Below are 13,330 nucleotides of genomic sequence, written 5' to 3' on the forward strand. Positions count from 1 at the left end.
CCTCCTCCTGCCTCCTGCTGCCCACTCTTGACCTATTTATGAAAAAAGAGGAGGCACCCTCCCCTTTTTCCATCATTCACTTATTAGCGCTGCACGGTTTTCGATATGGCTTCCAAGTCTTCAGCCGCTTTCTCCGGTGTCTTGCCGCCAAGCGCGACCGCTTGCAAGGCATCGAAGAGGCCATTTTGAAGCTCAGGATATTTCAGCTCTCGCGCTCCGCTGATGTGATTGGACATGAAGTCGGAGACGGTTTTCAGCGACTCCTTCTCCGTATCTCCGGCCATTTCCGCTGTTACTTCTACGCCTTTCTGGGAAGGAAGCACCTGCAGCGTATTCGTCCACAACTTCTGGCCTTCTCCGGCAGACATGAACTTAATGAACTTCCACACAGCTTCTTTGTGTTTGGACTCTGCGTTCATACCCCAAGCAATGTCAACTGTAGCTACCATGTTCTGCTCGCCGCCCGCAAGTGGAGGGAACGGGAACATACCCCAGTGCGTGTCTTCCGTAATGACTCCGTCTTTCACCATTTGGTCATGAGCAACCTTCGTCAAGCCGCTCAAATGCCATGTGCCGATCGAGAACATGCCAAGCTTACCTTTGGAGAAGTTATCGTTTACGTTCGGATACGGGGACTGCCCCATCGATCCCTCGGAGAACACGCCGTTCTTGAACAGGTCGCCCCACACTTTGAACGCCTCAATGATGCCCGGATCGGTCCAAGCAAGTTTGCCTTCCTGCGCTTCATACACTTTGCCCGGTGCGATTTCATTGACGATTCCCATGAAGACGTCGCGGTCCGTCCAACCGTCTTTCGCCCCGATGCCGACTCCGGCGATGTTACCCGGCTCTTTCTCTTTCAGCACCTTGATGACATTGTTCAAGTCGTCCAGCGTCTTCGGAACTTGCAGGCCGTGCTTCTGGAACATCGTGGCGTTATACATGATGACCGGTGTTGCCGTCATGCCGCCCGGCAATACGCGATAATCGTCACCGGAGTAAGCCGCTTGCTCCAGCGCGACATCTAGGAAATTGCTCTTCCACTCTGCGCCCCATTCCTGCTCTGCGAAAGGTGCCAGCGGTTCAAGAAACTCTTTATACTGATTGGCATTGGCACCGACTTGCATGGCGATGACATCCGGTCCTTCGCCGCCTGCGAGGCCAGCGGACAGCTTCTGGAAATAAGCGCCGGACTCACCGACATGAGTGACTTCCAAGTCGATATCCGGATTTTCTTTCTCAAATGCTGCTTCCAGTTCCGGCATTTGGCCTTCCGTCGGAATCCATTTCCAAAACGAGATTTTCGTTTTCTCTGTCGGCTCGCTCGAACTGCTCGAACTGCTTGCATTGTTCGTGCCAGCGCTTTCATTTGTGTTGGAAGCAGCACCTTCATTGTTGTTGCTGCCGCAGCCGGCAAGCATGGCGCCAACCATAGTCATCGAGAGCAATGCAGCGGTAACCTTAGTCTTTTTCATCTGTATACCTCCCCGATTATGAGTGCAATTTGTCGTTTTGAAAGCCCTTACAAATCGATTGTATCACCCATATCAGCGCTGAAAATTTCAATATTTTTGAATCAAACTCCAATATCTTTGAAACGGCAAAACACGGTCTGCCGAGCTCATCATCCGCTTTGCTCAGCGGACCTCTTCTCGTAATCAAGCGGAGTCGTCCCGGTCATATCTTTGAACACTTTGAAGAAATAATTGTACGTATTAAACCCAACCTGCTCGTAGATCGCTTTGACCGATACGCCTTCCTCAAGCAGCTGCTGAGCGCGGAAAATCCGCTTGCGATTCAAGAATTCCACGAATGACATGCCCGTTTCCTTCTTAAACAGATGACTTAAATAGGAGGTATTGATGCCGACGTATTCTGCGGTAAGCTGCAGGGAGATGTTATCCCGGAATCGCGAATCGATGAAGCGGATTGCCTTTCCCACATACCCGCTGTAGGTGGACTGTTCCTGCGTGCGAAGCGTCTCAACGAGCTCGCAATACATAGCCATAATCTGGTCCTTCATTCCTAGAGGTCCGGCTGCATCCCGCAAACCTGCCTGCATAGGCACGGTCAGCCGCTCGAGCGTCTGAGAAACTACACCATGCTTCTGACCCACTTTGGTCGCAAGCTGCACCATCTCGACCAGTGTTAATCGAACGCATTCATGGGAAGCTCCTTGTTCCGCAAGCTCCGTGAAGATCCGCTCAATTAATGTGACCATATCGAACTCGTCCTTCTGATCGAACGCGCCAAGAAGCAGCTTCTCCATCTTGATGCTCAGACCGGCTGAGGGCGAATGATGGTCCTGTCCGAATTCGGCATCGTTCATGGATTGCAGCTTGTCTTTCGCCTGTCGGTAACCATCTGCTACTTCCATTAACCGAAGCCCGCACCGGCTGAATTCGATCTTCATCTGAATGTTCATGAATTTGGAGAACATGCCCCTTAGCTTCTCTTTCTCTTCTTGGAGCAAAGAAGCAATCTGCGACTCGCTTCGAATGCGCTCGAAGCTGAACAGCAAAGCGAATTGATCCTCACCGATATGGGTAACGATCCCTTCCGACTGGCTTTGGCATAATTCAAGCACTGACCGAATGAACAGATTGCGATCCTTATCCTGCTGCCGCCAATCCATCATGTGGTAATGAACGATCGACATGGCGCCAACGACCAAGTTTCGAGTACCGAATCCAGCTTCGTTCAAGTGGACATTGATCTCCATTTGCTTCGTGCCGTTCACGTGTCCCATCGCCAATTCTTTTACGATATTTTGCTTCGTGTGAAGATCGATTGTTCCTGCAGACTTGGCGCCGCCGATACTACTTTTCTGCACTTGCAGCCTTTCATGTTTGGCCTTCTCCAGCACACTCAGCAAAGAAGCCTCGTCCAGTCTGTGCTTCAGCAGGTAGTCAACCGCGCCGTTATTGAGCGTCATACGTACGTAATCGTAGCTGTCGTAGCTGCTGAGCATAATGATTGGAATACCAAGATTCTGCTCTACCAAATAATTCGATAGGGCGACACCGTCCATTAACGGCATGGCAACGTCTGAAAGAATCACATCCGGTTCTAGCTCGCCGATCATCCGGATCGCCGCTTCCCCATTCGTCGCTTCTCCGCATAACTGGTAACCGTGGCCTTCCCAAACCGCCAGCGAACGGATATGTGTACGAGCAATCATTTCGTCTTCAACCAGCAGCACCTGAATCATGAGACATCCTCCCTATTGTTCAGCAATATAGGCAACGTCATTTCAACCGTCGTGAAGAGTCCCTGCTGACTATACAGCTTCAAACTGTACTCGTTCCCGAAGAGCAGCCGGATCCTTTGGGCGACGTTGATCACGCCAACGCCGGAGAATCGATTCTTCGAAGCTTCGTTCGCGTTGTCATGAGCTGGATCGAGCGGCTCCTGCAATAAACTGTCCAGACGAGCCAATTTCTCCTCAGGTATGCCTACGCCATTATCCGTAACGACGATTGTGAGCCGATTCTCCGCAGCTTGTATCTTAATGCTGACAATACCTTTGCGTTTGGTAGGCTCAACCCCATGAATGAGTGCATTTTCTAACAGCGGCTGGATTAGCATCCTTGGAATAAGGCAATGCTGCGCCTCATCTTCGACCTCATAATGTACGTTAATCGGTTGGACCAACCGATAACTCTGAATGTTTACATACCTTTGCAAATTCGTGATCTCATCCTGCAAGGTCGTAAACTCGCTGTCGTTCTTCGTGATGTCCCGAAGCAGTTCAATCAGCGAAGTCGTCACTTCCTTGATGTTCGGAACTTGCTGCAGCTGCGCCAAGAATTGGATGGTGTTGAGCGTATTGTAGAGAAAATGCGGATCAATCTGCGCTTGCAGCGCCCTCATCTCAGCTTTCCGCTTCTGCTGTTCCCGTCGCTTGACTTCCTCCAGCAGGCTGTGGATTTGACCCATCTGTTGGCTAAAGGCTTGGCTCAAATGGCCGACCTCATCCTTCGATTGCAGCGGGGTCACGTAGTTGAGATTCCCTTCGTCGATCTTGAACATCCGATCGCGCAGACGACGTAAATTATTGGTAATGCGCCGCGAAATGATGATGGACACGAGCAGTACGGCTACAAGCGTCAGCCCGATAACCCCAAACATGCGGTTGCGCAGCGTGACCGTATCGTGAATGAGTGAATCGACCGAAACGGCGCCGATCGTTGTCCAGCCCGAGAATGCGGAGTTTTGTTTGACGTATAATTGCCCATCCTTCTCTAAGACGTCCTGAAACTCGGGAGGTTTGTCTCCGGCGCGCGATTCGAATAAGGTTTGATTGTGCTTGTCCATGACAATGAACCTTGTCGTGGACAGCGGTCCATTATCGTACACCTTGCGAATGATATCGTAAGGGGCATATAAGAGCACGACGCCGATCGTTTTGTCGTTAGACTTGATCGTCCGGCCTATGACCAACATCGGCTTGAGCGTCACGCCGCTTGGCGTATAGTCATCGCGATCGATCCTTAGAAAAACAGGTTTTCCATTCGCCTTCACAATTTCGCGGAACCAGGGCTGCTGATCGTACGAACTGAAACGATATGGACTTCCCGAATTATACTGCTCTCCATTGAATCCAATGATGGTAACGGCTGATATATAAGGTTTGTACGAGTACAAGCTTCCGACGAAGTCCTCCAGTTTTTTCTGCAGCAGGAAATCGATGTAGGGGGTCAGCCCTTTTTTGCGATTCAGCACCTCCACCACATTGGTGCGATCGATCGATACGAGCGTAATGATGCTGACGAAATCCTTCAGGACGATCTCGAGGTTGTTGTGCGACTGGACGATATTGCTTCGAGCGTCCTGAATCGCATTGCGTTTGATCGTCTCAGCCGTACTTGCATACCAAATCCAGGTGACACCGGACAAGGTAAGCATCGATAGAACCAGGAACGAGACGAAGATTTGGGCTTGAATCGTACGGCGAACGGAAAATAGCAATAGTACATTCTTCATGATCGTCTTCATCCGATTCCGTCCTCCTTAACGAATGACCAGCGATTATGAAGTCGCCCAAAATGCAATAAGATGCTTGCCTTCCATATCGGCGGGAATTTGTTTCATTGCCTGTCCATCGCAATGCATCACGAATTCCGTCCCCCAGCCATGTACAACAATATCGAACACGGCCTTCCGATAGCGAAGGTTCTCTAGCTTCAGATCTCGCAGCATCTCAGGCACTGCCGGCGCGAAGGTAACACCTTGTTCGTCGTATTCCATGCCCAAGACACCAAGGAAAAAATAAGAGATAAAACCCGCTGCATGCCAGAGCTGACCCGGCCAGCGCCATGCCTTACCCGTTTGATAATCGATCACTTCATAGAAGGTCTTGTTCATCACGCTATTGCGCACCTGCTGCGCGATGAAAGTCGTGAGAATATCCAATCTACCTTCACGCCCAGCTGCAGCCGCCATTCCGCTTGTCCAGACGACCCAAGCCGCATTGCAGAAATGGTTCGTTTCCGGGCGATACGGGAATACGTTTACGCCGAATTCATTCATCGCCACCTCAGGCAGTCGGTTCAGCATGGAACGCCTTTGCTCCTTGCTCGCCACCCCGTATCTCGGCCACATCGCGATTTCTTGTCCGGCAGATTCCCAATACCCCTGCTGATAGCTCTCGCTGCCGACCGGACCGCTTGTATAGAAGCCCGCTTCCTCGTTCCAATAATGGCTTTGAATATTTTGAAGAAGAAGCTCTGCTCTGCCCTCCCATGCTCTGACCTGAGTCTCCGACTCTCCCATATAGACTCCCATACGCGACATTGCGCGGAAAGCCTCCATGAAATAGATTTCCGTCGCAAGGCTGAATCCGCCGCATTCCGGCTCAGGAAATGCATCATTGGAGGTCGCTTGATCGGCAGGAATTAAGCCTCGCTCCGGGTCAAATAAACCATCAAGCTTAGCAATCCGCTCTCGCAGACCATGCCAGGATTCTTTGATTAACGTCAGGTCGCCTGTTGCCAAATAATAATCCCAAATGCCGACAATAGGCATCGCCATACCGTCAACGCCATTGTCTAATCCGCCCTTCGTCGTGAAGAGCAGCGATTTCCTGGCGCCTTCCGGATCGAGGATGTTGCCCGATCGAATGGCAATATGCGCGGTATCGCGCACCCACACGCCAAACCCTTCTCCAGGGCCTTGAAATTGCCCCGCGGTCCACATGCTTTCCTCGCCCTTCCGGGCAAACTCGGCGGAGCCGCATCGGTAGAAAATATCAGATGCCAGGCGGTACGCCGCATCGATTGTCGCGTGACCCGTGAGGAGTGCGGGCAGCTTTGAAATCTCCGGTTTCGGATGCCAGACGCTGCCGCGGTCGATGACGCGGTTCATATCATTCGCCCAGTTCTTGCGCCAGACGAATTCTTCAATAGCGCGGGTAGGCGATATGATCGTATTGCGGTCGGGCGCGTAGGCCGGCGGTTCTCCATAGACGGAGTCCTCTACTCGATTGCTATACACCGTATAGCTATCCGATTGATAGACAACCGTATTGTCCATAGCCGCCTCGTGAATCAGCCGCCTTTCTTCCGGGCTCGGCCAAATGCCCCGAAGGCCATACACCTCCACCGAATTCGCCTTTGCGCTCCCGCTATGGCACAACAATCGAATAGTTCGCTCTGAATAGTTCGGGTCGGCGGCAATAGACATCAAGGCCGCGCCTTCGCATGCAAAGATCTCCAACGATGCGCGATCCAGCAGCAATCGCAGCTTCATCTTTCCTGCCGCTTGCGTTAAAGGAGCAGCGACGCCCCGACATTCAATTGTTTTCATCCCAGTATCTAATAAAACTCGGATCCCGTATAGCCCAATCTCCAGCATAGAATCCGCTTCCGTCTCGAGCTCCAGCACAACATCCAGTGCATCGGCGGTAATATCATCGGGCTTGTTCTCGGGCGGTAAAATGCGAACATCCGGCCAAGCTGCCGGCGCTATTCGAAATTGCAGGCTTTCTTCAAAGCCTGCCCCCTCTTTATCCAAGGCGATGCCTTGCCACGTTCTCTGCCAGATACGCAGGTTCTGCAACTCTTCGACCGGCTCGGTATGAACCTCTATCCCTTGCTCTGTCTGTCTCAATTTCAATTCGGCGGGAATGAGCATCTGTTGATTAAACGGCATCTCCGGATAACGCAAACCCCGGCTAAAACCAATAAGGATGCAGCGGCCATCCTCTGCCTTATAAATCAGCCCATCGGAATGGTTCCCGTACCGCAAGGCAGCAGGCTTACTCTCAGCCACGAAACGCTGCTCCTCCATGAAGCCGACCGAATAGGTGTTGTCTTCATGGAGACACAACCATTTCGTTTGATTCCGATCACCATTCACCGGCAATTCCATTAAGCGAGGCGACACCGTTTGACTGCCTTTATTTGACGTTTGCAGCGTATCATAGTCCGCATCCGCTTCGTGCCAATGGATTAAATCCTTGCTGACCGCATAACCCGAATGCACGGATTCGCTGTTTTCATATAATTTATGTACATACCGTACGTGCCACTGGCCCTCTTCTCGATAGAAGTCGGACGGTTCGCCGATCCAGCCCTTTTTCGTTGTAAAATGAAACCGGGGACGATAGTTCTCCCCATATAATTGCAATTCCTCCGCCGCTTGCTCGCTTTGAAAAACGAAGTGCTCCGCGCGGAGCACTTCGTTTCCCGATATAGCTTCCAAGACACAGCCTTTACAATCACTTACATCCAATGAGAACCACGATTGAACTTCATCCGTCGCAAGCTTCAATTCGAATCGTTTGATATCCACGCCGTCCCGAATCAATGTGATGACACTAAGCGGAGCATCATTGTGAATGGGGATATTTAAATAACGCTGCACAACGTTCACTGCGTCCCTTGTTGTCATTTAAGTTCCGCCGCCTTCATCTCCCAGATCTCCACATGGCAGACAGCCGAGCCGCCGCTCGAACGAAGCTCGATGCCCTTGCTATCCTCCAACGAAGGGTAGACCCTCGCCGTCAGGCAAGTTTCATCATCCGCAAACACTTCGACGATCGATTGATCCGCGAAAATGCGCAGCCTCAGCGTCTCAGCACCGTCCGCAGGAGGCAGCTTAGCCTCTACAGACGACTTATTCACGTTCGGGAACAAGCTCGATTGCGAGCGGTCGATGACAACCGCATTCGCCGCCAAATCGAGGCGCACGTCCGTACGCTCGCGGCCGCATGAAGACGTAAACAAGGATACGATTAAATGCCCGTACTCCAACGTCCGTCTATCCACATCCACCAAGCATTCGAAGGACGTCGAACGAACGCCTGCATCCACCGGCTTTTGCCCGATGCTCAATTTCGCGAAGCTCCGGCTCTCGCCTCTCAGCTTCGTAAGCTCAGGAACCGGGGACATGGCGAGTGCGCCGTTTGGCTTCAGATCGACGATTCGCGGCAGCGCCAGCGTCCCAGCCCAATCCAAGCTCTCCGGAAAACTCTCTCCTCTTCCTTCCGGTGCCCAGCCTAGCAGAATGCGGCGGCCATTCTCGTCCACAAACCCAGTCGAGGCATAATACCCTTCCCAACCACCGCTATCGACCGTGCCATGCTTCCTAACATCCGTCAGCCGATCCTCACGGATCGTTCCGGAAACGTAGCGAACCGGTCCGCTCGGGGAATAGAACAAGACGGCTTTGTCGTCGTCGAAACGGAACAGATGCGGACATTCCCAAATCCATTCCTCGCCTTTATAGAAAATCCCCTTGTAGCTCCAATTCTCCAAATCGTCGGAACGGTAGATCATGCCGCAGCCTTTCTCCCCTTCTATGCCTCCGAGCAGCATCCGCCACCCATCCTGCTCTTTCCAGACATAAGGGTCTCTCCACTCCGTAATGCGGGTTTCCCCATGTAATTCGGCGGACAACGCAGGGTTGGCGTCTCCTGGTTTGCGCCAATTAAGCAAATCTTGCGCCTCGGCCCCAGCCGTCCACTGCTGCGCCCCGTTCGTCGCATTCCGTTCGCCTTCCCCAATGCTCGTATAGAACAGCTTCACCTCGTCGCCATTAACGACCGAGCAGCCCGAGTAGCAATGAACTTCCCCACGCTCATTGGATGGAGCAAGCGCAACCGGCAAATGCGTCCAGTTCACCAGGTCGGCACTCTTGGCGTGCCCCCAGTGAATGGTGCCCCATTCCGGGGCCGAAGGGTTATGCTGGTAGAACAGATGGTATTCCCCGCCTAATTGAAAAGGCCCGTTAGGATCATTCATCCAGTTATGCGGCGGCGTAAAATGATAGCTCGGTCTATATCGGTCCATGATCATCGCTCCTAAACCAAATTTCCGGTATATACATTTTCGTCGTCATTTCGTTTCTCCTGTGCTCAGTCCGCACACGATCTGACGAATCGCTTCGAGCGGAACTTTAGGAACGCGGTCGTACGTGAGCAAACCGTTAATTTCCTGTTCAACATCTGTTAACTGCGTGTAACAAACTCCTTGCACGACCTTGGACAGGAGCAGCGGACGGAACACGGCGTTCAAGCGCTTGAGGAAATCCTCGTCGTTGCTTGCCCCGGAATACCCCCAGCCTTCCCAGTCGCTTTTTTGGAATGAAATTCCCCCGAACTCCGTTACGAGTATAGGCTGACCCTTATACGATGCATCGCCTACGAAGATTCTCCGATTGGCAGGCATGGCTTCAATAGCGCTGCTGACGGAAGCGTAACGCTCGGCAAGCACTTCTTCCCGCCACTCGTAATCATGGATGGCTACCAGATCCGTTTCGAGCATCTCCCATCCGTCGTTGCCGATAACCGGCCTTGTATCATCCAGCGATTTGACCAAATGGTACATCGCCAGCGCATGCTGCTGCTGCCTGACATCGATTTGAATGTTCGGAACGCCCCAGCTCTCGTTAATCGGAACCCAAGCCACGATACAAGGATGGTTATAATCCCGCTCCACAATCTCGTGCCACTCGCGAGTAAACCGACCTGCATAGGTCTCCGAATATTGATAAGCGTTCGCGCATTCTCCCCATACGAGCAGGCCATTGCGGTCGCAATGATAGAGGAACAGAGGATCTTCCGTCTTCTGATGCTTACGAACACCATTGAATCCCATCTCTTTCGTCAATTCGATATCCTTCACGATCGCTTCTTCCGACGGCGGGGTCAGAATACCTTCCGGGAAGTAGCCTTGATCGAGCACCAAACGCATGAAGTACGGCCGGTTGTTCAAATTGAACTTGCCGTTCTCAATGGATACCTTGCGCATGCCGAAGTAGCTGTCGCATTCATCCACGACAACGCCGTCTACGCTTAGGCGACAATGGACATCGTATAGGTTCGGCTTCTCCGGCGACCACCAGCGTCCCAATCCATGATCGTTAAAATCGTGAAGGCGAATCGTTCTCGATTCTTCTTTTCCGTTCACTTTGAATCTTTCTTCCGCTACCGGCTTGCCGCCAAAGCTAACGGCCGCTTCCATCCAAACCTCTTGCCGAGTAGTCGCTTCTGACATGAATGTGCGAATCTCGATTTCGTTCCGGTCGATATCCGGCTTAAACTTCAATTTATCGATATGTACAGCATGCACAGGCTCCAGCCACACACTTTGCCAAATCCCCGTCGTACGCGTATAGAAAATGCTGGCCGATTGCTCTTCCCAATACTGCTTGCCCCTCGGCTGCGTCAGATCCAGGCTGTCATCTTCCGCTCTTACCGTAATGACATTGCCGCCATTCTTCAATAGATCGGTAATATCCTGCCGGAATGGTGTGTGGCCGCCTTCATGGCTTACAGCCAACTGTCCGTTCACCCAAACCTTCGCCTGATAATCCACTGCGCCGAAATGAAGGATAATTCGCTGCCCGTTCCATTCGCTTGGAACGTGGATCGATTTCCGGTACCAGACGACATCGTGAAAGGAGGAATCACCGATTCCGCTGAGCGCGCTTTGGTAAGCGAACGGCACTTGAATCTTCAGATAAAATGGCGCTGCGTTCACATACCATTTGTCGCTTTCGCCCTTTCTCTCGTCGTCGAAAGCAAAGTCCCATTCTCCGTTCAAGCTGAGCCATTGCTCGCGCTTTTGACTCGGTCTTGGATATTCAGGTCTAACGCTATTCTCTTTAGTCATGTTGTCTATTACCTCCCAGTTGGTTTGTTCTTGGATGGCTCGTCCCCTGAAGGAACCGGATAATCGATGCCGGAGGCAATCGGTATACCGAAGTCAGGATACCCCGCCGCGGTCCAGCTGAACCTCTGCATCCGGGGCTGCCTCATGGCCGCGCCGCCTTCTGATTGTGGAATCGCATGATAAACGATCCAATCCTCAAGGCCATCCGGTGATTGCGTAAAGCTGTTATGACCCGGAGCATATACGGCGTTTTCCGTACACTTGGCGAATACCGGATGATCGCTTTTGGTCCACGAATCCGGGTCAAGAAGGTCGCTTCCTGCATCCGCCACAAGCATGCCTAATGAATAATCGTCCGACCACGTCGTACTGGCAGAGTAAATGAGGAAGACCTTTCCGTATCGAACCAGGAAACATGGCCCTTCATTGATCGCCATTCCTCCTTGCTTCTCCCATTCATAGTCCGGTTTAGTCAACAGCACTTCCGGCCCTGTCAGCGTCCATGGATTTGCCATCAAAGCAGCATAAATCGCAGAACCATATTCGGGGAAATGGCCGTATCCGGCATACATAAAGTAAAGGTTTCCATCGTGTTCCAAAATCGTTCCGTCCAGTCCGGGCAGCGCCGCATTGATCGCTCCCTTCTCCGTCCATGCGCCTTCTGTCGGGTTAGCGCTTTCATTTTCCAGGACGTAAACTTTGCGCCCGTCATCCCCGCTGCCATCGCTCGCCGTAAAGTAGACGTACCACTTCTCATTTATGAAATGAATTTCCGGTGCCCATAACTCCCTGCTGCCCGGACCTTCTGTAGGAGGAAGCCATATCGTTGCCGGAGGCGATTGAGCAATCCCGCTCATCGTTCGTGACCGATACAGCTCCAAACGGTTGCCGCAGGTCACCATGAAATAATAGAATCCATCGGAATGCCGATACATCCAAGGATCCGCTCCACTTTTCATAATGGGATTCTGAAAGGTTGTCGTTGTATTTGGCATCTATTCCTACTCCTTGTCGTTTTATAAACAACTTTTATGTTTCAATTGCCCGCTGGCTGATTACTTAACCAACTAAAACATTTATTGCATTGCAAAACAAATTATATGTTTGTCTCGCCGGAAATGTCAACGCTTTCTAACAATAATATTGTTATTAATAACAAAAAAACAAGCGCTAAAGCGCCGTTATAAACAACTAAGTTGTTTTACTCAATCATAGCAGGCTCATAATGAACCTTCATTATAATGTCCTGATCATAGTTTCCGAATCCACGGCCAAACACATTCAGACCACCTTTATGAATGGCATCCGGCTTCACACCAACTTTAAACCGTATATTCGGCTGAGCATCGATGTGCAGATCATGCAGCGTAACATCGGAAACCTTGTGATTATCAACCGTGCTCTTATCCCTGTCGACCCGAAACGTCTTTAACAGCCCGTATTGCGTGCTGCTGTCATGCCACCATTCCGGATTGTTCCTGCCTCTGCTGTCACCGAAATCACCTGGAGATGTCCAAGTCCCAACTTCGATGTCATTAATCCAAACCGTGATGTCCGATGGCCAGTCGTTATTGTAGTTAGGGGCTTCCGAACAAAGCTCCAATGAAAATTCGATCGCTTTCATGTCAATGTTCCTCGGCAGCGAGCGAGGAAACCGGTATTCGATCCAACCTTGTCTCAGCCAGACGATTTGCGCTGTTCTACATTCAGGATGAAAGAAGCTGGCCGGGTCGTCTTCGGGAATAACCATCGATTCGCTATTGGCGATTCCGCAAGTCGGATGCACTTCAACATCGACGTAATGGCCGATCGGCATTTCGATTTCGAAAATTTGTTCCTTCTTTATGTATCCCTTGATCGGATTCAATATCATTCTAACGTCGTCGAAATTCCTCTTGCATACTTTCATAGCTCCACGGCTTGCAGGCAAAATCTCGGTTAGGATAAGGCCCGCCTCTTCCAGAACCTTCACGTTCACACCTGCCGTCGATACCGGAATGCCCAATTTCTCGCCGATCTCATTTATATTCATATTGTTATGGTTCAAAAGCAGCTTGATAATCTTCAACCTTGTATGCGATGAAAGAGCGTGTGCAACCTTAACCAGTTCATCCGGTTCGTTGATAGAGAGTTCCAGCATCGAGCGTTCCCCATTTATAATATGTTTTATGTTTCTTAGCATAAACTGAATGCCTTCAGCATAACACCCGTAA

8 protein-coding genes are annotated in these 13,330 nt (G+C 51.3%); all 8 read right to left on the minus strand.

All coding sequences use genetic code 11. From position 1 onward, the window contains the following. Nucleotides 1-83: 83 nt before the first annotated feature. The 8 genes from AC506A_RS16745 to AC506A_RS16780 all read right to left on the minus strand — a co-directional run bounded on the left by AC506A_RS16745 (nt 84) and on the right by AC506A_RS16780 (nt 13,257). Complete coding sequence (locus tag AC506A_RS16745) at nt 84-1,475, minus strand: ABC transporter substrate-binding protein (protein WP_495462151.1); 1,392 nt, start codon at nt 1,473-1,475, stop codon at nt 84-86. 149 nt (nt 1,476-1,624) lie between these two features. Next, on the minus strand, nt 1,625-3,211 hold the full coding sequence (locus tag AC506A_RS16750) for a response regulator transcription factor (RefSeq protein ID WP_495462152.1): 1,587 nt from the start codon (nt 3,209-3,211) through the stop codon (nt 1,625-1,627). Beyond that, nucleotides 3,208-4,998 (minus strand): sensor histidine kinase, encoded by a 1,791-nt coding sequence (locus AC506A_RS16755; protein WP_495462153.1) that lies wholly within the window; start codon nt 4,996-4,998, stop codon nt 3,208-3,210. Before AC506A_RS16755 ends, AC506A_RS16750 begins: the two co-directional genes overlap by 4 nt. Before the next feature lie 33 nt (nt 4,999-5,031). Then, nucleotides 5,032-7,893: a GH32 C-terminal domain-containing protein gene (locus AC506A_RS16760; RefSeq protein WP_495462154.1), complete on the minus strand. Its 2,862-nt coding sequence runs from the start codon at nt 7,891-7,893 to the stop codon at nt 5,032-5,034. Further along, nucleotides 7,890-9,293, minus strand: coding sequence for a glycoside hydrolase family 32 protein (locus AC506A_RS16765; protein WP_495462155.1), 1,404 nt, complete (start codon nt 9,291-9,293; stop codon nt 7,890-7,892). The genes AC506A_RS16760 and AC506A_RS16765 overlap by 4 nt, the downstream gene beginning before the upstream one ends. A gap of 45 nt (nt 9,294-9,338) precedes the next feature. After that, nucleotides 9,339-11,117 carry a glycoside hydrolase family 2 protein gene (locus tag AC506A_RS16770; RefSeq protein WP_495462156.1) on the minus strand — a complete coding sequence of 593 codons (1,779 nt, stop codon included), beginning with the start codon at nt 11,115-11,117 and terminating at the stop codon, nt 9,339-9,341. A gap of 8 nt (nt 11,118-11,125) precedes the next feature. Continuing rightward, nucleotides 11,126-12,112: a glycoside hydrolase family 43 protein gene (locus AC506A_RS16775; protein WP_495462157.1), complete on the minus strand. Its 987-nt coding sequence runs from the start codon at nt 12,110-12,112 to the stop codon at nt 11,126-11,128. A 206-nt stretch (nt 12,113-12,318) separates the two neighbouring features. Continuing rightward, the gene (locus AC506A_RS16780; protein ID WP_495462158.1) at nt 12,319-13,257 is read right to left on the minus strand and encodes an ArsR/SmtB family transcription factor; all 939 of its coding nucleotides are present in this window, start codon (nt 13,255-13,257) and stop codon (nt 12,319-12,321) included. Nucleotides 13,258-13,330: the final 73 nt, after the last annotated feature.

It is taken from the genome of Paenibacillus sp. N22P23, assembly GCF_059383735.1.